General features: G+C 59.8%; 23 protein-coding genes and 2 riboswitches. Of the genes, 20 read left to right on the forward strand and 3 right to left on the reverse strand.

The genetic code is table 11. The annotated features are described in order from the left end of the window. Window positions 1-99: 99 nt before the first annotated feature. From GXN74_RS06830 to GXN74_RS06880, 11 genes are read left to right on the forward strand one after another with little or no spacing between them, the layout of a single operon-like run. Complete coding sequence (locus GXN74_RS06830) at window positions 100-621, forward strand: O-acetyl-ADP-ribose deacetylase (RefSeq protein ID WP_162370184.1); 522 nt, start codon at window positions 100-102, stop codon at window positions 619-621. Next, entirely contained in the window at window positions 614-1,138 is a 525-nt protein-coding gene (locus GXN74_RS06835) for a flavodoxin domain-containing protein (protein WP_162370185.1), read from the forward strand. The genes GXN74_RS06830 and GXN74_RS06835 overlap by 8 nt, the downstream gene beginning before the upstream one ends. Further along, on the forward strand, window positions 1,135-1,689 hold the full coding sequence (locus GXN74_RS06840) for a carboxymuconolactone decarboxylase family protein (protein ID WP_162370186.1): 555 nt from the start codon (window positions 1,135-1,137) through the stop codon (window positions 1,687-1,689). Before GXN74_RS06835 ends, GXN74_RS06840 begins: the two co-directional genes overlap by 4 nt. Before the next feature lie 13 nt (window positions 1,690-1,702). Beyond that, window positions 1,703-2,053, forward strand: a complete 351-nt coding sequence (locus GXN74_RS06845) for a hypothetical protein (RefSeq protein WP_162370187.1) — start codon at window positions 1,703-1,705, stop codon at window positions 2,051-2,053. A 35-nt stretch (window positions 2,054-2,088) separates the two neighbouring features. Beyond that, entirely contained in the window at window positions 2,089-2,943 is an 855-nt protein-coding gene (locus tag GXN74_RS06850; RefSeq protein ID WP_162370188.1) for an ABC transporter ATP-binding protein, read from the forward strand. A gap of 1 nt (window position 2,944) precedes the next feature. After that, a complete protein-coding gene (locus GXN74_RS06855; RefSeq protein WP_162370189.1) occupies window positions 2,945-4,060 on the forward strand; it encodes an ABC transporter permease in 1,116 nt (371 codons plus the stop codon). A gap of 18 nt (window positions 4,061-4,078) precedes the next feature. Beyond that, the gene (locus tag GXN74_RS06860) at window positions 4,079-5,080 is read left to right on the forward strand and encodes an ABC transporter permease (protein WP_162370190.1); all 1,002 of its coding nucleotides are present in this window, start codon (window positions 4,079-4,081) and stop codon (window positions 5,078-5,080) included. A gap of 10 nt (window positions 5,081-5,090) precedes the next feature. Continuing rightward, on the forward strand, window positions 5,091-5,609 hold the full coding sequence (locus tag GXN74_RS06865; RefSeq protein ID WP_162370191.1) for an SOUL family heme-binding protein: 519 nt from the start codon (window positions 5,091-5,093) through the stop codon (window positions 5,607-5,609). Beyond that, complete coding sequence (locus GXN74_RS06870; RefSeq protein WP_162370192.1) at window positions 5,599-5,766, forward strand: hypothetical protein; 168 nt, start codon at window positions 5,599-5,601, stop codon at window positions 5,764-5,766. The genes GXN74_RS06865 and GXN74_RS06870 overlap by 11 nt, the downstream gene beginning before the upstream one ends. A gap of 56 nt (window positions 5,767-5,822) precedes the next feature. Continuing rightward, window positions 5,823-6,167: a zinc ribbon domain-containing protein YjdM gene (locus tag GXN74_RS06875; protein ID WP_162370193.1), complete on the forward strand. Its 345-nt coding sequence runs from the start codon at window positions 5,823-5,825 to the stop codon at window positions 6,165-6,167. Window positions 6,168-6,184: 17 nt separating this feature from the next. Further along, window positions 6,185-7,879, forward strand: a complete 1,695-nt coding sequence (locus tag GXN74_RS06880; RefSeq protein WP_162370194.1) for an S-layer homology domain-containing protein — start codon at window positions 6,185-6,187, stop codon at window positions 7,877-7,879. A 58-nt stretch (window positions 7,880-7,937) separates the two neighbouring features. On the opposite strand, the gene GXN74_RS06885 is transcribed toward GXN74_RS06880, so the two are convergent. The 3 genes from GXN74_RS06885 to GXN74_RS06895 are packed head-to-tail and all read right to left on the reverse strand — an operon-like array spanning window position 7,938 to window position 10,907. Beyond that, the gene (locus tag GXN74_RS06885) at window positions 7,938-9,122 is read right to left on the reverse strand and encodes an HlyD family secretion protein (RefSeq protein WP_162370195.1); all 1,185 of its coding nucleotides are present in this window, start codon (window positions 9,120-9,122) and stop codon (window positions 7,938-7,940) included. A gap of 16 nt (window positions 9,123-9,138) precedes the next feature. Beyond that, entirely contained in the window at window positions 9,139-10,167 is a 1,029-nt protein-coding gene (locus tag GXN74_RS06890; RefSeq protein ID WP_162370196.1) for an ABC transporter permease, read from the reverse strand. Then, window positions 10,164-10,907: an ABC transporter ATP-binding protein gene (locus GXN74_RS06895; protein WP_162370197.1), complete on the reverse strand. Its 744-nt coding sequence runs from the start codon at window positions 10,905-10,907 to the stop codon at window positions 10,164-10,166. Before GXN74_RS06895 ends, GXN74_RS06890 begins: the two co-directional genes overlap by 4 nt. A 331-nt stretch (window positions 10,908-11,238) precedes the next feature. On the opposite strand from GXN74_RS06895, the gene corA reads away from it, so the two are divergent. From corA to GXN74_RS06935, 9 genes are all read left to right on the forward strand, one after another. Then, window positions 11,239-12,297: a magnesium/cobalt transporter CorA gene (corA, locus tag GXN74_RS06900; protein WP_162370198.1), complete on the forward strand. Its 1,059-nt coding sequence runs from the start codon at window positions 11,239-11,241 to the stop codon at window positions 12,295-12,297. Between the two features lie 48 nt (window positions 12,298-12,345). Further along, entirely contained in the window at window positions 12,346-13,467 is a 1,122-nt protein-coding gene (locus GXN74_RS06905) for an aldo/keto reductase (protein WP_162370199.1), read from the forward strand. Window positions 13,468-13,486: 19 nt separating this feature from the next. Beyond that, window positions 13,487-14,857, forward strand: coding sequence for an alpha/beta fold hydrolase (locus GXN74_RS06910; RefSeq protein WP_162370200.1), 1,371 nt, complete (start codon window positions 13,487-13,489; stop codon window positions 14,855-14,857). 13 nt (window positions 14,858-14,870) lie between these two features. Beyond that, entirely contained in the window at window positions 14,871-15,596 is a 726-nt protein-coding gene (locus GXN74_RS06915) for an ABC transporter ATP-binding protein (RefSeq protein ID WP_162370201.1), read from the forward strand. Beyond that, window positions 15,593-17,278, forward strand: coding sequence for an ABC transporter permease (locus tag GXN74_RS06920; protein WP_162370202.1), 1,686 nt, complete (start codon window positions 15,593-15,595; stop codon window positions 17,276-17,278). Before GXN74_RS06915 ends, GXN74_RS06920 begins: the two co-directional genes overlap by 4 nt. Window positions 17,279-17,295: 17 nt before the next feature. Beyond that, window positions 17,296-18,072: a hypothetical protein gene (locus tag GXN74_RS06925; RefSeq protein WP_162370203.1), complete on the forward strand. Its 777-nt coding sequence runs from the start codon at window positions 17,296-17,298 to the stop codon at window positions 18,070-18,072. A gap of 40 nt (window positions 18,073-18,112) precedes the next feature. After that, window positions 18,113-19,402, forward strand: a complete 1,290-nt coding sequence (locus GXN74_RS06930; RefSeq protein WP_246208631.1) for a PQQ-dependent sugar dehydrogenase — start codon at window positions 18,113-18,115, stop codon at window positions 19,400-19,402. A 168-nt stretch (window positions 19,403-19,570) separates the two neighbouring features. Beyond that, a riboswitch (cyclic di-GMP riboswitch) is annotated at window positions 19,571-19,655 on the forward strand. A gap of 12 nt (window positions 19,656-19,667) precedes the next feature. Next, complete coding sequence (locus GXN74_RS14725; protein WP_281355213.1) at window positions 19,668-19,796, forward strand: hypothetical protein; 129 nt, start codon at window positions 19,668-19,670, stop codon at window positions 19,794-19,796. Window positions 19,797-19,815: 19 nt separating this feature from the next. After that, a riboswitch (cyclic di-GMP riboswitch) is annotated at window positions 19,816-19,899 on the forward strand. A gap of 19 nt (window positions 19,900-19,918) precedes the next feature. Further along, window positions 19,919-20,680, forward strand: coding sequence for a hypothetical protein (locus tag GXN74_RS06935; RefSeq protein WP_162370204.1), 762 nt, complete (start codon window positions 19,919-19,921; stop codon window positions 20,678-20,680). Window positions 20,681-20,764 lie beyond the last annotated feature (84 nt).

The raw sequence follows: 20,764 nt of genomic DNA on the forward strand, positions 1-20,764 counted from the left end.
GTATTGTTTATGCTACCATTTTAGCACATGCCGGTGGGGTTGGGAACCGCCTTGTGGGAGGGGACTGCATCAGGATGTTTCAGGAAGGAGGAGTGCAAAATGGTCAAGATCACAGTCGAATTGGGGGACATCACGAAGGTGGCGTGCGACGCCATCGTTAATGCCGCCAACACGTCCCTGCTGGGGGGCGGAGGTGTGGATGGAGCCATCCACAGGGCGGCAGGGCCGGAGCTGCTGGAGGAATGCAGGACGCTGCACGGATGCGAAACCGGCAAGGCGAAAATCACAAATGGATACAACCTGCCGGCGAAGCAGGTGATCCATACCCCGGGACCCATCTGGCGGGGGGGAAGCCATGGGGAGGAGGCGCTCCTGGCCAGCTGCTATAGAAGCTGCCTGGAGCTTGCGGAGGCGAACAACTGCAGGAGCATCGCCTTCCCGTCCATCAGCACAGGGGTCTACCATTTTCCCCTGGAGAGGGCGGCGTCCATCGCCGTGAGGACCATCCGGGAGCATTGCGTGGAAGGCTGCGGTCTCGACGATGTGCGGATCGTCTGTTTCGACCCGCAGACCAAGCAGGCCTACGAGGCCGCTTTGAAGGGAGGGCTGCGGAATGGGTGAAAGGATCCTTGTGGCCTACGGGTCCAAGCACGGGGCGACAGCGGAAATCGCGGAAAGGATTGGGGTTGTGCTGCGGCGGAGAGGGGAGCAGGTGGATGTCTTTCCGGCGCAGAAGGTCAAGGACCTTTCGCCCTACGGGCAGGTGGTCCTGGGGAGTTCCGTCTATATGGGCCTCTGGCGAAAGGGAGCCGCCGGGTTCTTGAAACGGAACGAAAAGGAATTGGGGAAGGTCCCCGTCTGGCTCTTCTCCAGCGGTCCCACCGGTCCGGGAGACCCGGAGAAGCTGCTGGAGGGTTGGCGCTATCCGGAATCCTTGCGGGCCGTGGTGGAACGGGTAGGGCCCAAGGGAACCGCCTGCTTCGGCGGCAAGCTGGATGCGGAAAAGATGAGCGCCTTCGAGCGGATGGTCATCAAGATGGTGAAGGCCCCGACGGGCGACTTCCGGGATTGGGAGGCCGTGGAGGCATGGGCGGAAGGGATCGCAGGCAATCAAGCGTTGGGGGGAAGTGGAAGATGAGCCATATCAGGGAACCCCGCAGGATTCCACCGCCCCTCCGCTTGGGGATCTTCATCGCCGAAAAGGTGACGGGGAAACGGATGGAACCGGCCAGGATCCTTTCCTGGCATCCGAAGGCCGCCGTAAGCTCCGGCGTGCTTGAGGCGCTGGTCAGCCACAAGGAAAAGGGAATCAGCAAACGTCTGCTGCAGCTGGTCCGCATGCAGGTGTCCGTCATGGTCAATTGCAGCTTCTGCATCGACATGAATGGGAAGGAATTCGAGAAGCAGGGGATCACCACCGAAGAGGTGGAGGCGCTTCAAGGAAGAAGGAAATTGGAGGAGGTCCCCAGTTTTTCCCGGAGGGAAAGGGTCGCCCTCCAGTACACCCGGGAGCTCACCAGCACGCCGGCGGTGGGGAACGGGACGACCATCAGGAGGATGAAGCGGCATTTCGATGAAAAACAGTTCGTTGTCATCGTGTCGACAATAGCCCAGGTGAACTATTGGGCAAGGCTGATCAAGGGATTGGGGGTGCCGCCGGCCGGGTTCAGGCCGGATTGTTCCCTTTGATCAGGACGTATTCTTGAAAGGGGTGTTGAGCCATGGAGAATACTATGGGGAGAACCGGCTGGACGCGTCGGCCCTGGTGGTCACAGTGAAGAACGGGCAGCGGGACCTGGTCCTGGAATATGATGGCACATGGCTTGCGTTGAAAGGACAGCCGGCGGACATCCTCCTGGCATTCGACGACGAGACGCCCTATGGCAAGGTGCTGGGCGCCCGGCCCCGGTATGACGAGGACGTCCAGACCGGAACCGTAGCCAAAGGCTTGCTGGACATCGCCGCCGGGGACAGGATCGACTACCTAAGCGACTACTACGCCTACGACGGCAACTACGACAACAAGTATTGGACGCCGTCCATCACCGACTGAGGCGGGAGGAAGCGGACGCGCAGTGGAGGATCCCTATGATTTCTGTCAGGAACCTGTACCATTCTTACAGCAATGACGACAAGTACGCGGTGAAGGATGTGAGCTTCGAAGTCAAGGAGGGGGAGGTGTTCGGATTTCTGGGGCCTTCGGGAGCGGGCAAGTCGACCACACAGAACATCCTGACCGGCCTTCTGCAGCTGCAGAAGGGGGAAGTCGCTGTGGCAGGCTACAACATCAAGAAGATCGACAACAGGATGTTCAACGAGATTGGCATGTCCTTCGAGGAATCCAACCTGTATGGCAAGATGACCGCCAAGGAGAATCTGGACTTTTACCGGAAGCTTTTTGACGTGGAAACCAGGGACTCCATGGACCTCATCCGGATTGTGGGGTTGCAGGGCAAGGAAAACATCAGGACAAAGGAGTTTTCAAAGGGGATGAAGCACCGGCTCACCTTTGCCCGGTCCATGATCAACAACCCCCGCATCTGGTTTCTGGACGAGCCCACCACGGGGCTGGATCCGGCCATCGCTTCAGAGATCAAGGACATCATCCGCGAGGAGAACAAGAAAGGCGTCACCGTATTCCTGACCACCCACAACATGTACATTGCCGACGAACTGTGCGATCGGGTCGCCTTCATCGTGGATGGGGAAATCAGGCTGATCGACTCTCCGAAAAGCCTGAAGCTGGCCTATGGAGACAAGCTGGTGGATGTGGAGTACATCAAGGACGGCAAAGTCCTCAAGGAAACCTTCTCCACGGTCATGGAGGAGGACAAGCAAAGGCTTATCCGGGTCATAGGCAGCCATGACATCCAGACCATGCACACAAAGGAAGCGACCCTTGAAGAGATTTTCATCAAGGTGACGGGAAGGGGCCTGGTGTGAGATGAAATTGTGGCACAGTTTCAAGAAGGAATTGAAATTGGCGTCGAAGGGCATGTACTTCTACATAGAGGTGGGCGTTGCGGTGGTGATGCTTCTGGTCCTGCTCCTCTTCGTGCCCAAGGAATTGGACGGACGGCACGATGAATATCTGTATTTGGACCTGCCCCAGGGGGCCAAGGAACTTTACCTGGAGAAAATCAGGTCGGAGGACCTGGATGGACAGGAAGAGTCTGTCACGCTGAAGCAAGGCGGTCGAATGATTTCCGCCAGAAAGTTTGTGTTGGAGGATGTGCGGCTGTACGTGCTGGAGGACAGGGAGGCGGTCATAAGATACGCTGAAGAGGAGCGGGAGGTGGCAGTTGTGGTTGCCTTGGATCCGGACGATGGACTGGCGTATACCTATTATCTGCAGGGCTATGAATCGGAGAAGCTTCGCAACCTTTACCTGATCTTCTACAACAAGGTCGTCTCCATGGAGGAAATTGAGGCGTTTTTTGATGATGTCGAGGTCAGGACGCTGGAAGGCAATCCCCAGATGTTGAATGACAGGGAAAACCTCTTGCCGCCATTCCTAACCTTCAACGGCAGCCTTATGGGACTGTTCATCCTTGCCGCATATGTGTTTTTGGACAAGCAGGAGGGCGTCGTCAAGGCCTACGCCGTCACAGCGGCTTCCGTATGGCAGTATCTCATGAGCAAGGTGGGGGTGATCCTCTTCGCCTCCGTCCTCACCAGCATCATCCTGGTGGCGCCTGTCATGGGGACTGGACCGAACTATCCTCTGTTGCTGGTGTTCCTTGCGGCTTCGGGATTTTTCGCATCCGCACTCGGTCTGGTGCTCACCAGCTTCTACAGGGACATCGAACAGGCTTTCGGAGCCCTGTACATCCTGATCATGGTTTTGATCCTGCCCAACATCGCCTATTTCACTCCCAGTTGGGAGCCTGCCTGGTTGAAAGCCATACCGTCCCATGCCATGCTGGAGAGCTTCAAGGAAATCATTCTGGACAGGGGAGACATGGGATACGTGCTGGGAGCATCGGCTGGATTCCTGGCAGCTGGAGCGGTTCTGTTCCTGTTCGCAAACCACAGGTTCAAGAAAACACTGACGCTTTGACGGAGGGAGGGAAAAGGCATGCTTGGAAAGGTATTCGTCCTGTTCAAAAGGGACCTGAAGGTGGGGCTGCGGGACTTCATCTCCCTATACATCATCGTTTTTCCGGTGCTATTTGCCCTTGTCATCAACATCTTCATCCCAGGAATCAACGAAACCACGGTGAACCTGGCCCTGCTGGAGGGGGAAAACCTGGAGCAGGCAGCCTACTTGGACAACTTTGCCGATGTGGAGCTCTTCGACAGTGAGGAGGCCATGGAGGAAAGGCTTCGGAAACGGGACAACATCATAGGGATCCTGCCCGGAGAAAGCGGGTATGTGCTTGCGACCCAGGGAAATGAGCCGGAGTCCGTCGTGGAATACGCAAAGGCGCTGGTCACCTATCACGCTTTCGGTGTTACGGTCCAGGACACGAGAGGGGAGATTGTGGACTTCGGTCGGACGATGCCGCCTCTGAAAAGGATGCTGGTGGCCTGGGCGGTGCTGTTTGCGTCCGTGCTGGGGGGCATGCTGATTGCCATCAGCATTGTGGAGGAGAAGGTGGACAACACAATCAGTGCGGTGAACGTAACCCCCCTATCCCGGGGCGGCTTCATCCTGGGGAAAAGCCTGATTGGCATCCTGGTGCCTGTGGCCGGTACCGTACTCCTGCTGGGTGCAACCGGTTTTGCCGGTGTGAACCTCGGACAGGTGATCCTGTTGCTCCTGACGCTGTCCCTCATCAGCGTCCTCATCGGATTCATCCAAGGAATCAACAACGACGACATCATGAATGCGGCGGCCAGCATCAAGATCCTGTTCCTTCCCCTGTTCGCTTCCGTGGCCGCGGTGGAGGTTATGGGGGAAAGATGGCAGTTCCTGTTCTACTGGATTCCTTTCTATTGGGTATACAAGGGCATCAGGGAAGTGTTGGCGGATAGCGCCAGCTGGGGAGACGTGCTCCTGTATGCGGGCATAGTGGCTGTCATCGGGGGTGTGGTCTACGCGGTGCTGGCTCCAAGGATCAGAAAAGGATTGGAGTGAGGTGAAGCATATGTCCAAATATGAAACGCCGGAATACCAGGTGGTGCTGCAGGAGGAGCCTTTCGAGCTCCGCAGGTATTCCGACTTCCTCGTGGTGGAGTATGAGAATGAAGCCGACCCCTTCAGCAGCAATGGGTTCGGGACACTCTTCCGCTACATCGGCAGCGACAATGCGGAAAGACAAAAAATCAGCATGACGGTGCCCGTCCTGGAAGAGATGAGCGGGGAGGGAAAGAAGATGGCCTTCGTTGTTCCCAAGGAACATTGGGAGCAGGTGCCTAGGCCCAACAATCCGTACCTGCACATCAGGGCCTTTGACAGCGGCACGTTCGCAGCCATCCGCTACGGCGGACTGTCGAACAGGAGCAAGGAGAAGGAGAAGCTGCAGCTTCTGGAGGCATGGATGGTAGATAAGGGCTTCCGGCAGCGTTCAAGCGCCATGCTGGCGTTCTACGACGCGCCCTTCGTGCCCCCCATGTTCCGCAGAAACGAAATCCTGGTCCAGGTGGAGGAAATGCATGGAGAATGATGGAAAAGTTGAGACGATCGAAAGGTTCGCGGACAGGCTGGCGGGCTACAAGATCTCCAAGGGCGCAATCCGGTTGCCTAAAGAGGTGCCTTTGGATGCGGACCTCATCCAGGAGATTGTGAGATACAATCTTGAAAAAAACCGCCAAGTCCGTTAGGATGGGAGAAACGGCCTGCCAACGGTCCGAAAAACAAAAACGATTGGAGAACGAAAATGAACGAACTGCCAAATTGCCCGAAATGCAACTCGCCCTATACCTACCAGGACGGAAACCTGCTGGTCTGCCCCGAATGCGGCCATGAATGGTCCCCGGAAACGGAAGCATCCGAAGAAGCGGAGGGGCTGGTGGTCCGGGATGCCAACAACAACATCCTGCACGACGGGGACTCCGTGACCATCATCAAGGACTTGAAGGTGAAGGGAAGCGCTTCCGACCTGAAGATGGGGACAAGGGTCAAGAACATCCGTCTGGTGGAGGGGGACCACAATATCGACTGCAAGATCGACGGCTTCGGCGCCATGAAACTGAAGTCGGAGTTCGTCAAGAAACTGAGCTGAAGTTAGGAGGTGTTTCCATGAAAAGAACGGCGGTCTGCATCCTTGTGAGCCTTTCCCTGCTGGTTGCCGTCCTGCCGGCCGGGGTTTCCGCCGTTACCCGCTATTCCGACGTGCCTGGGGGGAACTGGTCGGAGGAATATGTGGATGCGGCAAGCAGGTACGGACTGATGCAGGGCACAGGAGGCGACAGTTTCGGATTCGGTCGGCCGGTGACGAAGGCGGAGTTCGTGACGATCCTGTGCCGCATGTTCCAGTGGGAGCCGGTGGAGCCGCCGACGCCTTCCTATCCGGATGTGGCCCGGGGGCAATGGCATTACCCTTATGTGGAGACCGCGCTGGCAAACGGCGTCGTGGAGAAGACTCCGACTTTCAACCCCGACGCTCCAATCCTCCGGGAGGAAATGGCGGTGATGCTGGTGCGGGCCTTCGGATACCAGGGGATCGCCGGGAACGCCGCGCGCTACGGCCATCCCTTTGCGGATGTTTCGGACAATGCCGGATACATCACCGTCGCCTATGACATCGGCATGATCCGGGGCACCGGCGCCACGACCTTTGCGCCCAAAAGCACCGCGAAGCGGGAGGAAGCGGCGGCGATGCTGGTGCGGGTCTACGAGAAGCGGAAAAGCCCGACAACCTGGTTCCACGGGTTCTATGCTTTTTCCTCCTTCGGCCAGCGGGAGCTGACGGGGGAGATGGATGCGGTCAGCGCAGGCTGGAGCCAGATGGGCTTCGACCCCGAAGAGGGGGCGTTGCTGGACACCACCGGCAGGAGCGGCAACGAGTGGCGTGTTCCGGATTCCTACGAAGACATCACCGGCTACCTGGAGACCAACGGCACGCCGCTCAAGTTGAACGTCTTCATGGACGCCAGAAGGAACGTGACGCTTCCCGACGGAAGCAACACGAATATGGGGAAAGCCATCCTGTTGGATCCGGTCCAACGCACCCAGGCGGTCCAGGCAATCCTGGAGGAGCTGGCCCGGACCTACGAGGCTGCGGGAAGGAACCCCTACAGCGGCGTGACGGTGGACTTTGAAGGACTGCGGGGCGGGGAAATGAAGGAAGGGTACAACGCCTTCCTGGAGGAGCTGGCCGCAGGACTTGCCTCCACGGGAAAAACCTTGTATGTCATGGTGCATCCGGCGGTCTGGAATTCCCCCTATTTCGACGGTTACGATTACCGGACCATCGGCCGTCTGGCGGACAAGGTGGTCCTGATGGCACACGACTACCAGCCGACCTCCCTCCAGGGTTATGAAGGGACCGCCTGGCACAGGAACGCAGCGCTGACACCCATCGGCCAGGTGTATTATGCACTCCGGGCGGTCACCGACCCCATCACCGGCGTGGAGGACAGGGAAAAGGTCGCGCTGGCCATCAGCTTCACGAGCATTGCATGGACGGTCTCCGACGGTCTCCTGGTCAGCGGCACGCCGGTCCAGGTCGCCACACCCACGGTGTACAGCCGTCTTACGGCGCCGGGAACGGTCATGGGATATTCGGAAGTCTACAGGAATCCGTACATCACCTACCGAACGGAGAGCGGGACGGAGATTTTCCTCTGGTATGAGGACGGGCGCAGCGTCCGGGACAAGGTGCAGTTGGCCAAGATGTTCGGAATCCGGGGCGTCTCCTTCTGGCGGCTGGGCCTGGTGCCGGACTACCCGGATGGAGGGCTTCACTACGATGTCATGGAAGCCTGGAAGTGAAGCAACGCAAACAGGGCCGGTCCTTATTGGACCGGCCCTGTTTGCGTTCAGTGGGACATCAATGGGAGAGGGGGATTTCCACCAGCGCCTGCATCCCGGACTTCCAGGTGCCTTGCTGGTCGTCGATGGCCACCTTGAGCTTGACGGCGGTCCGGCCGCTTTCAGCCACCGACTGCTGGTCCTTGGGGACATAGGCGCTCTGGAGGCCGATGTGGACCACCCTGCCGGACAATTCCCGCCCCTGGGGGCCCGCCAGGACCTTCAGCTCCTGGTTGTAGACGACCCTTTCCAGGTGCTCCACGGGCAGATGGCAGAGGACATACACCTCCCCCGCCGCGGCGATGTCGGCGATGCAGGCCCCCGGATTGACCATGTCGCCGACGGTATGGTTCCTGCTGACGACGGTGCCTGACTCCGGTGCCAGGATGGTGTGCCGGGTCAGCCAGCTTTCGGCCTGGGCCAGCTGGGCCTTGGCCTGCTCCAGCTCCGCCCGGGCCATTTCCAGCGCCTGGGGCGTAGGGCCGCTCTCCAGCAGCGCCAGCTGGGACTTGGCCATGTCCACGTTCGCCACAGCCGCCTTGATGGCTTGGGCGGTGGAGCCGGACCTGAGGAGCTGGAGCTGCTGGCGGCTGTTTTCCAGCTGGTGCTGGGCCACGGCCAGCTGGGAGGCGGCGGCGTCCAGGCGGTGGCTGGCGTTGTCAGCCTCGACCCGGGTGCCCACCCCTTCCTCGTACAGGTAGAGCAGGTCGTCGCGCTGCCGTTCCAGGAATTCCAGGTTGGCCTGGGCTGCATCCACCCCTTCCAAGGCGATGGCCTCCCCGGTTTCCGCCTGGGCGATCTGCTCCTGCCGGTTCCCGGCGCGCAGCAGTTCCACCTGGGCCTGGGCGGCACGGACCTGGGCTTGGGCCTGGGCCAACTGTTCGGGGCGGGCTCCTGCCAAGAGTTCACCCAGACGGGCTTGGCGCATCTTCACGATGGCCTCCATCTGTCCTGCCGCATGCCGTGCGTCCGTGTCATCAACCACCGCCAGGACCTCCCCTTTTTCCACGGTCTCCCCCATTCCCTTTTCCATCCGCACAAGCTGGCCCTGGACGGTGGCAGTCACCGGATGGATGTTGTTCTGGATGTCTCCCGCAAGCACCAGGGTGTCCCGGTCCGGTGCGCAGCTGGCGACGGATAGGCCTGTCAGGACCGCAAGTATCCCCGGAATCAGGGTGTTCCGGAAACGATTCCTTTCTTCCATGGTTTCACCTCCCGGGTCAGAGTCGCCTGTACTTCTTCAGGGCCAGGACGTTGGCGGTGGCGAAGAGCAGGCAGGTGGCCGCCAGCACCCCCATGTGGAGCAGGATTTCCTCGAATCCGGTTCCACGGATCATGATGTTGCGGAGGGCGTCGGCCACATACCAGAGGGGCATCCCCCGCCCGGCCATCTGGAGGGGCTTCGGCATGGTCCCCAGGTCGAAGAGCCCCGAGAAGAAGAGCTGGGGAACGATGACCACGGGGACGAACTGGATCATCTGGAGTTCGTTGTCGGCGAAGGCGGAGATGAAGGTTCCGATGGCCAGGCCGACCATGGCCGTCAGGGAAGTCACCGCCAGGACCAGGGGGAAGGAGCCTACCATGAAGATGCCCAGGACCCGGATGGAGTACCAGGCGATGAGGCCCGACTGGAGGACGGCGAAGAAGCCGAACCCCAGGATGTAGCCGGCGACCACCTCCCACCGCCGCAGGGGCGTGGCCAGGATCCGCTCCAAGGTCCCGTTGTTCCGTTCGCCGATGAAGGAGACCCCGGCGATGAGGAACACGAAGAAAAAGACATAGAAGCCGATCAGGATGGGGCCGAAGCTGTCGAAGGCGGCCATGTCCTTGTAGCCGTGGAGGTAAGTGACCTCCAGCAGGGGAGGCCGGGCGATGGAGCGTGGGGGCTCCCGAAGGACGGCTTCCACCAGACGCTGGACAGCCATGCTTTTTCCGGGGTCGCTGCCTTCCATCTCCAGGGTGGGCAACCCGTTGGAGAAGTCCACCACACCGTCCACCAGGTCCTTTGCCAGGGCCATTTCCGCTCCATATGCGTCGTACCGGAAGAGGACCGCATCCTTCTCCTCCAGCCGTTCCACGAAGGAGGCGGGGGCGTTCACGATGCCGATCCGGGGGTTGTACTCCTCGCTGTTGAAAATAAGGGACATGAGTGTCATCACGAAAATCGGGGAGAGGACCATCAGCGCCATGGTGCGCCAATCGTGGCCCAGCTGGCGGAGGATCCTCAGGGCGACGGCCCATATCCTCATAGGCCTCCACCCCCCAACCGGATGAAAGCCTCTTCGATGGTTTGTGCATCCGCAGCCGCCTTGACCTCCCCGGGAGAGCCGGAGCCGATCAGACGGCCTTCCCGGAGCATCCCCAGGGTGTCGCATTTTTCCGCTTCATCCATGGCGTGGGTGCTGATGATGATGGTCACGCCCGCATCCTTTTGACGGTAAAGCTCCTCCCAGATGGTCTGGCGCAGGAGGGGGTCCAGGCCGATGGTGGGTTCGTCCAGGATCAGGACCGGCGGCTGGTGGAGCAGGGCAATCCCCAGGGAAAGGCGGCGTTTCATGCCCCCGGAATATTCCCGGACCAGGCGGTCGGCGTCGGGGGTCAGTCCCAGGAGATCCAGCACCACCTGGATCCGCTCCTTTTTCCGGGACCGTCCCAGGGGGTACATGGAGGCGAAGAAGCCCATGTTCTCCCGGGCGGTCAGGTCCCCGTAAAGGGCGTCCGCCTGGGCCATGTAGCCGATCCGGCCCATCATGGAAAGCCGGGGGAGACGCTCTCCCAGAAGATGGACCACCCCCCGGTCGGGACGGTCGATGCCTGCGACCAGACGGATCAGAGTGGTCTTGCCGGAGCCCGAAGGTCCCAGCAGCCCCAGGATTTGGGCATGGCCCAGGCGCAGGCTGATGTCGAACAGGACCTGCTTCCTTCCGTAGGACCTGTCCACATGCTCCACGATGACGCAATGGGTGTTCCGTTTAGTTGCCTCTTCCATGCCCATCCCCCCTTTCTTGTCATGCTGGAAAGTACTGCATACCTCCATGCTATACCAAAAACGGCCTTCCGTAAAGCACCAAATGGTCCGCGGGGACGGTTCTTCCGGCCCAAACTTGGGCAGATGAAAACCCTCCGGACCCGTGAAAAAAAAGCTGTTTTGTGGTATGATGAAGGTGCCGGAACAACGAGGCGTTTCATGGAAGCGGATTAAGTATGGGAGGGGGGCGGCCCGGATTTTCGCAGGAGAATCCGGGCCGCCCTTGGACCAGGACTGGTCCGGAAGAACCGTCCCCCGGACCAGTCCCAACCGTGCAGACAGGAGGTGGAACATGCGGCTGCTGGACCCTTTCAACATCAACCATCTGAAGAAAAGCGGCGTGGGGGAACTGCCGGGGAGCCTGAATTACACCGGGACCCACAAGAAGGTGGAGGTCACCCTGGAGGTCCTTGCCTATGGCAAGGACGGGTGCCAAAGGTACCTGCTGCGGGACATCGACGAACTCCAGATTGAAGACAAGAAATACTGGATCAACGTGACCGGACTCCATGACATCGAGCTGATCAGGAAGATCGGGGAAAAGTTCCAGGTGCACCTTCTGGACCTGGAGGATGTGGTCCACGTGTCCCAGAGAAGCAAGATAGAAATACGGGAAGGGTACTTGTTCTCCATCTTCAAGATGGTGTACCTGAAGGAGGAGCTGGTCCAACACGAACATGTATCCATGGTGCTTGCGGACAAGGTGCTGATCTCCTTTCAGGAAATCGCCGGGAACGTCTTTGACGGAGTGAAGGAGCATCTGGTGCAAGGGAACGGGAGGATCCGTGCCATGCCCATCGATTACCTCTTCTATTCCCTGTTGGATGCCCTGACCGACCAGTACTTCCTGATCATCAACAGCTTCGCCTCCGCCTTCAACGAACTGGAGGTGAAGGTCCTGGAGGAGAACCTCTCCAACACCGATGAAGTCTACCGCCTTCGAAAGGAGCTCCTCTACCTGATGAGCGTCATCGGCCCGATCAGGGAAGCCATCCAGAACTTCACCATGGGGGAAAGCGACTACTTCAGCCACGGGATCATCCCCTATTATGCGGACCTCATGGACCACCTGAAGCAGATTTCCGATTCGGTGAAATCCTACCGGGAGATGACCGACAGCCTTTACGCGATGCAGATGGCCAAGGTGAGCACGGACATGAACAAGACCATCATGACGCTGACGGTGTTCTCCACCATCTTCATACCGCTTTCGTTTCTGGCCGGGGTGTTCGGGATGAACTTCAAATATTTTCCCGGAATGGATTACCGCAATGCGATCCATATCTTCACCGCAGTCTGTGTGGCGATTGCCGCCGGCATGCTGAGCTATTTCAAATTGAGGAAATGGTAGGGATGTGGCTGCTGGAGGAGTTGTGGGAGGACTGGAAGGAGGAGTGTCATGGAAAAGAGAAAGTTAGGAAATACGGGACTGGAGACGACGGTGCTGGGGTTCGGCGGATTCCATCTCTGCGAGGTCCCCTATCCGGTGGCGGCGGAGCTGCTGAACGCCTATCTGGACGGAGGCGGCAACTACATCGAGACCGCCCCCAGCTACGGGGACGGGGAATCGGAAATCAAGATCGGCCGGGCCGTGGCCCACAGGAGGAACGAGTACGTCCTGGCGACCAAGGCCCACGACCGGGACTATGCGGGTTGCAAGGCACGGCTGGAGCAGAGCCTGCAAAACCTCCGTACGGACCGCATCGACCTGCTGCTGATGCATGCGGTGGACTCCAACGAGACGCTGGAGAAGATACTCTCCCCGGACGGCGCCCTTAGGGCCGCGGAGGAGGCGAAAATCCAGGGGAAAATCGGGCACATCGGCATCTCCATGCACGGCCAGCCGGACGTACTGGTGGAGGCCCTTAAGCGGTACGACTTCGAAGCGGTCATGACCACCATAAACTATTTCGACCACTGCAATTTCCCCTCGATCCTGGGAGAGCTGGTCCCGCTGGCCCGGAAAAAAGGGGCCGCCGTCATCCTGATGAAGGCTCTGGGGGACGGGTATCTCCATAGAAGTCCGGAGGCGGCCTTCCGGTTTGCCCTGAGCCAGCCGGTTTCCGTAGTGGTCGCTGGAATCAACACCAGGGAGATGCTGGAGATGGACCTGGAGCTGGTCGGAACCCACCGGCCGATGACGGAGGAAGAGGTGGAGGGACTGCTGCGGACGGCCCCGGAACTGGGCAACTATGTATGCCGCCAATGCGGCGCCTGTGCCGGTTGTCCACAGGGCATCGACATTCCCGGAATCTTCCTTCTGGAGGGGATCTTCGACCGCCAGATGGGGGACGGGGATGTGGCGGATGCGGGGAACTATGCCCTGAAGGAGCGGTTGAAGCACTGGTTTGGAACCAAGGAGCGGGCGGAAAGGGAATACGCGGCCCTGGACATCGATGCGAAAGCCTGTACCGGCTGTGGAGAATGCATGCCCAAATGCCCCTATGCTGTTGATATCATCGCCAAGCTCAGGAACGTGGACTACAAGCTGGACAGGGAATACGGAAAAATCTACGAGTAGACGCCATAAGGAGAAGAACATGGAAAAAAGACTGCGGATCCTGCTGACGATGCTTTGCCTTGCCCTGCTGGGGATGGCATCCTGCAAGGTGAAGGACCCGGAAGGGCAAGAAAAGAACGCCCCGTTCGCAATGACGGAAGCGTATGCGCGGACGGAAGGGGCCGCCTACCTGGAGGACCTGCTGGAGGGAAGGTACGAGGACGCATACGGGAACCATCCCCACGACAGTGCAATGACCAAGGCGGTCGGTCCCGAGCGGTATGAGGAGATTTTCATCCAGGTGATCCAGACCTACGGAGAGTTTGTGGGCTACACCGGGGAAGAGATTTCGGAAAAAGGGGACTACACCATCTACACCCGGGGGCTCGCCTTTCGGACAGCGTCCCTGAACGCCAACGTGGTCTTCGACAAGAAGGGGCTGATTTCCGGTTTTAATTTCACCCCCCACACCTTCGAAGCCCAGGACGACGCCCCCCTGCCCCAAGGCCTGCGGGAGGAGGAAAAGACCTTCGGCCTGGAAGGGTTCCCGCTGCAGGCCAGGATCACCCTTCCGGAGGGGGAAGGCCCCTTCCCGGCGGTGGTCCTGGTCCACGGCTCCGGCCCCAACGACATGGACGAGACCATCGGACCCAACAAGCCTTTCCGGGACCTGGCCTGGTCCCTGGGCCAAAAGGGGATTGCGGTGTTCCGGTACGACAAGCGGACCTACACCCACGGCCAGGCGGTGGCTCAGGACAAGGGGTTCACCGTGCAGGGGGAGACCATCGACGACGCGGCGGAGGCGGTCCGGTTCGTCTCCTCCCTGCCGGAGGTGGACGGATCCAGGATCTTCGTTCTGGGGCACAGCCTGGGGGCCCATCTGGTGCCGCGGATTGCAGAGGCCGCTCCCGAGGCGGCGGGCTTCATGATGGCGGCGGGCATGCTCACAAGCCTGCCGGAGCTCTTCCCCTACCAGGTGGAGTACCTGGCCATGCTGGACGGCACATTGAGCCCGGAAGAGGCGGAAAATCTGGATCGGACCAGGGAACTGGCGGAGAAGGCAAGGTATCCGGAACGGATCGGGGCGGACGAGTCCGTCCTGGGGGCCTACAAGGCCTACTGGGAGGACCTGGCCGCTTACGACCCGTTGGGCATGGCCAAAGCCATGGTCAAGCCCGTGCTGGTCCTCCACGGGGAGCGGGACTACCAGGTCCCGCTGAAGGAATATGAGATCATGCGGGAAGCGCTGGAGGAAAAGGAGAACTACAGCTTCCGGCTCTATCCCGGCGTCAACCACCTGCTCATGGAGGGGGAGGGGATACCCTCTCCGGCAGAGTACCAGGTGAAGAACCAGGTCCATCCGCCCCTCGTGGAGGACGTGGCGGAATTCATCAAGGGAAACCAAAGATAACAGGAGGACTTTTATGCTGCAGATACGTAACCTGACGAAAACCTACGCAAAAGGCGGCGTGAAGGCGGTGGACAACATTTCCTTCCATGTGGAACAGGGGGAGATTTATGGCTTCCTGGGCCCCAACGGCGCCGGAAAGACAACCACCATCAAGATGATCACCGGCCTGCTGAAGCAGGACGGGGGGACGGTCCGCATCAACGGATTCGACACCCTGGTGGACCCCCTGGAAGCCAAGTCGAAGATCGGCTATGTGCCGGACAACCCCCAGGTCTACGAGAAGCTGAAGGGGGTGGAGTACCTGAACTTCATGGCGGACGTCTACCGGGTGACGAAGACGGACCGGCAGGAGCGGATGGCCAGATACCTGCAGCTGTTCGATCTGGAGGCCGCGGCGGGGGACCTGATCGACTCCTATTCCCACGGAATGAAGCAGAAGATCGTCCTGACGGGGGCCCTGCTCCACGACCCGGACCTCTTCGTCCTGGACGAGCCCATGGTGGGGCTGGACCCGAAATCCGCCTTCAACCTGAAGGAGGTCATGCGGGACATGTGTGGGCTGGGAAAAACGGTGTTCTTCTCCACCCATGTCCTGGAGGTGGCGGAAAGGATCTGCGACAGGATCGCCATCATCGACAAGGGCCGGATCATTTCCGAGGGAACCATGGAGGAATTGCGGGCCAAGGCGGGCAGGGAGGAATCCCTGGAACAGATTTTCCTGGAGGTGACGGGCGCATGAGGGAAATCCTTATCCTGACCAGGGCCGCGCTGGTCAACAATTTCAATCTCCACGGCCTGCATCCCAGGAACTACAGGACAAAAAGGGCGAGGCTCATGCTGCTCTTCTTCGTGGTCATCTTCCTATCCCTCATCCCTTCCTATGTGCTGTACATCCGTTTCGTCCGGCAGGTGGGGATGTCCCTGCTGATGATCAACCAGGAACGGTATTTCATCGGCCTGTTCCAGCATATGGCCGTATTCCTGGTTTTCTTCCTGGGACTGATGTATGTCCTGTCCTACTACTATTTTTCCAGGGACACGGACATGCTGATCCCCCTTCCGGTAAAGGGGCGTTCCATCGTCGTTTCCAAATTCCTCGCCGTGCTGGTTTTCGAGTATCTGGTCGTAGGCGTGTTCTTCATTCCGGTGCTGGCGGTGAACGCCTCCTTCGCCGGGAGCGGCCTCTGGTATTTCCTGCGGGCGGCCTATGTTTTCCTGCTGGTGCCGGTCCTGCCCTTGGCCATAGCCTCCATCCTGGTCATCGCCCTCATGCGGGTGACGAACGTGAAGGGGAGGAAGGATCTCATCCGCCTGGCGGGCATGTTCCTGTTCCTGTTTTTTGTCCTGGGCGGGCAGATCTTCGTGCAGAACCGGATGATGCAGGTGCCGCCGGGGGAGGAGCAGGCGTTCTTCGCCCAGCTTTTCCAGGACAGCAAGGCCCTCATCGACATGCTTTCCAGGGTCAATCCCCTTTCCGGATGGAGCTCCCAGGCGCTGTACGTCAAGGGGGCGGGGGTCCTGGTCCCCCTGGCCCTGCTGGGAGTGTCCAATGCCGGGGCGTTCCTGCTGATGGTTCTGGCGGGAGAGAAGCTGTATCTGGGAGGGATCGTCGGAGGGAAGGAGTCCCAGGCCAGGAAAAAGGCCCTCACCAGGGAGCAGATGGAGAAGGCCGCGGGGAAGCCCGCCAAGGCTGTCCTGTCCATCTTCAAGGTGGACTTCCTGACGCTGATGAAGACGCCGATCTTCATGTTCAACTGTGTGAGCATCGTGGTGCTGGTCCCATTCCTGCTGCTGGCCATGCCGGTCCTTACAGGGACGGTGTCTGGAATGGAGATGCTTCAGGGGCTCCTGGTGGAACACCGTACCTTGTTCACCTTTGGGACCGCCGGGGCCCACATGCTGCTTGCGGCGATGAATCCCACGGCCTCCACCGCCTTCTCCCGGGAGGGGAAATGCTTCTGGATCACCAGGACCATCCCCGCCCGGCCCTGGGAGCAGATCGGGGGCAAGGCCCTGTCCCCCTTGCTGCTGCAGGTGGTAACGGTGGCGGTGGTTTCCGGAGGCATCCGGTTCCATCTGCCCATGAGGGCCACCGACCTGGCGTTGGCCGCCCTGTTGGGCATCGCCGGCTCCCTGCCCCTGATCCTGCTGGGCCTGCTCATAGACATCAACAGGCCGCTCCTCTCCTGGGACAACCCCCAGAGGGCGGTGAAACAGAACATGAACGTGCTTTTTGCCATGGGGGCGGGAGCCCTGTTGACGGCGGGCATCGGGTTTGCCGCCTACCGGATGATCCGTGCGGAGGTGTCTGCACTCCTCCTCTCCGGTTCCATCCTTTTTGTGCTGCTCCTGCTGGCGGCCCTTCTCTACAGGGTCCTGGTCCGGCGGATGCTGACACGGTTTGCGACCATCGAGGAATAGGAAGGAGGTGGTGACCCATGGGATATCTGCGGATGCTGGCCAAGGTGTTGGTCTTTCTCCTGGTGGTGGTGCTGGGGGCAGGATGGGTGGTCTGGCTGGAGGTGGAGCGGACGATTCTGGACGACTCCTATTACGGAGCCCTGGTTGTGGAAGGCAAGATGCCCTTCCAGGTGGAGAGGCGCCTGTCGGAGCTGGTGCCGGGGGAGGTGACGGAGCAACTGGAAGAACTGGAAGGGACGATACTGGGGGCACCGGTCGCCTCCGCCATCGGGAGGGTCATCGAGGATACACGGTTGACCCTGGAGACCCAGGCAGTGGTGGAGGACGTGCTGGATTACCTGGAGGGGAGAAGGGAGGTCCTGGAAACGGCCGTGGACCTGGGGCCCAGCAAGGAATTGGTGGGGACCTACCTGACGGAGGAGCTGGACAGGTTGTCCCTGCCACCGTTCCTGCGCCCGGAGGAAGGCCAGATGCGGGTTGCGGCCGCAGCGGTGCTGGAAGGAATGGGTGTTCCGGACCGGGTGTTCCTTCGGGACATGCTGGGGGAGGAGGAGCTGGGCCGGCTGGAGAAAGCCCGGACCTGGATCGGAAGGGTCCGGAGGGGCTTCCAGGTGGCTCCAGCGGTGTTCGCCGTGCTGCTCTTGTGCAGCTTCGGGTTGCTGGGCTGGAAGCGGGGGTTGGCCTTCTTCGGGACGGGGGTCCTGGTGGCCTGCCTTCTGGGTCTGGGGGTCTGGATGTTTTGGGCCGCCCCCTTTTTGCAGGACCTGATCCTGCGGGATGTGGAATTTTGGTGAACGTTCGTGGAAATGGATTCGTTGCTGGGAGGCGATGGAGATGAAGAAGATAAACTTGTGGGGCCTGACCGCCGTGTTGTTTGCGGCCTTCCTCCTTGGGGCCTGCGGACAGCCCCTGGAAATGCCGGCCAGACCGCCGGATCCCCTGCCGTCCCTGCCTGCGGACGTCTTGCCGGAAGAACCCGGGGAGGCGCCTGTGGCGGAAGAACCGACTGAAGAAGAGGTTCCCTTGCCGGTCCTGGTGTTGCCGGAGCCGGAGAAGGTGGCGGGAAGGTTCGCCCTGGAGGAAGCCTTCCCAGGGGTTTCCTTCAACAGGCCCCTGGACCTGCAACACGCCGGGGACGGCAGCGGCCGGATCTTCGTGGTGGAGAAGCAAGGCGTCATCTTTGTGTTGCCAGGTCCGGGTGCCGGAGTTGGGGAGATGTTCCTGGACCTGCGGTCCCGGGTGGACGACAGCGGTTCGGAAATGGGCCTTCTGGGGCTGGCCTTCCATCCCGAGTTCTCCCGGAACGGATTCCTTTATGTGAACTATACCGAGGCTTCCCGTACGGTGGTGGCCCGGTTCACCGCCACAGGCGACCGGGCGGACCCGGGGAGCGGGACCACCATCCTGGCCTACGGCCAGCCTGCCAGGAACCATAACGGCGGACAGCTGGCCTTCGGTCCCGACGGATATCTCTACATCGCTTCCGGCGACGGGGGAGGCGCAGGGGACCCCCAGGGGTACGGCCAGGACCGCAAATCCCTTCTGGGGAAGATTCTCCGGATCGACGTGGACAGGAGCGGCCCCCAGGGGAACTACGCCATCCCCCCGGACAACCCTTTTGTGGGGAACGGGGAGGGGTTCCGGGAGGAAATCCATGCCTATGGCCTGCGCAACCCCTGGAGGTTCAGCTTCGACTACCCCACGGGCCGGCTGTGGGCCGCGGACGTGGGGCAGAATCGGATGGAGGAAATCAACCTCATCCAAAGCGGAGGGAACTACGGCTGGAACATCATGGAAGGAACCCTCTGCCATAACCCCTCCACAGGCTGCAACCCGGAGGGACTGGAGCTTCCGGTCTTCGAGTACGGTCATTCCTTGGGGCGCTCCATCACGGGAGGGCATGTGTACCGGGGCAGTTCCCTTCCGACCCTTGGGGGAGCCTATGTCTACGGGGATTATGTGTCCGGACGGATCTGGGGACTCTGGTACCTGGACAGGGAGACCATGGCCAACCATCTCCTTGTGGAAACGGGGCGGAATATCGCCTCCTTCGGCGTGGACGAGGCTGGCGAGCTGTACGTGGCGGCGTTCGACGGAAGGATCTACCGGCTGGCGGCCCGCTGAGGGAAGGGAGACCACACCGCTGGTGTCAAGCACCGTGAACAAAATGTGAACGGCAAGAGGAAAATTTGTGGAGCACAGGGCAAAAAAACAGAAAACGCTCAAGGAAACGTCAAGTTGCATTGACATTTCCGCGGGAAGAGGCTAAAATGGTGTCAACACGCAAATGCGCTTTTATTTGGGAGCTATGACCCTCAGGGATGATTTGGACGCTTTTCCCCGGGGCGAGCTGGTAGCGTAACCGACCAGGAAGGAGCATTTTTTTTGGATGGGAGTCTGCACTTCCATCCATGTTTGCCAGCAAGCCCTGCAGGAAGAGGATTCCATGCCATGGGGCCGCAGCATGCCGAAGGGGAGCGGGGTGGTCGGAAAAGAAGAGATGTTGGGGGAACTGTAGGGAATCGCAATTTTGAAAGGTTTGGAAGGGAGGCGACGATGTGCAGCCTGTAATTGGACACTTGGGCTGTACGGAGCCAATAGTGTAACCGGCCCTCTTGGTTGGAATTGGGAGGGAAGACTATGAAGAAGAGAATGTTGACTTTGTCATTGGTTCTTGTCATGATTTTGGGCACAACGATAATAAGCAATGCGGAAACAGCCATCGACACCCGGATATCGTCCACAGATGCCTATAGGGTGGAACAAGGAAGCACCATCACCTTGACCGCAACGACCAGCATTACAGGCGACAACGAAGGGCAAGTGACCGTGCAGTTCGTGTCGGACAGCTGGACCGGGGCGACGGAGCAGTCGAGTCCTGCCGTTGGTGCCCTGCCCACAGGAATTGGAGGTTCAGGAGGCTCCTGGTCAGGAAGCTATACGGGAACCGCCCTGTTCGATGCGACAGTAAAAAATCCGGGCTTCTACGAAGTGACGTATCAGATTGAAGTCAGGAAACAAAGGGGAGCCAGCAGCAATTATGACGAGTGGGAGGATGCGGACGAAGTAGATGTCGAGGTCTATGAAGTCGTCGTTCCGGTATATGTGGAACCGATGGCGGCCCCAGCCGTAGCGGCTAAAATCCTGGAGTTCAATGGAATAGGCGCCCGCTATGGAAGCGGAAGGACAGGCGGAAACTTCATTGCCGATGTGGCAGCTGCCATGGGGCCCCAGACACTGTTCAACGGCGTTCCCAAGGAAATGACCGTTGAGACCGGAGGTGTCCCGACGGTAGTCTCCAATCCAACTTATCGCCAGGAGGTCCTGGAGTTCTTGAACGACCATGTCCGAATGACGGAGACACTGGAAATGCCCACAGAGGAGTTCCTTTTGGGATTGTAAGGATCGTTATGCGCAAGGCAATAGAAAAAGACTCTCAGAAGCGGGAAATCTTTCTGAGAGTCTTTTTCCATTTCCGATACCAAT

Source organism: Anaerotalea alkaliphila (genome assembly GCF_010179735.1).
Classification (GTDB): domain Bacteria; phylum Bacillota; class Clostridia; order Lachnospirales; family Vallitaleaceae; genus Anaerotalea; species Anaerotalea alkaliphila.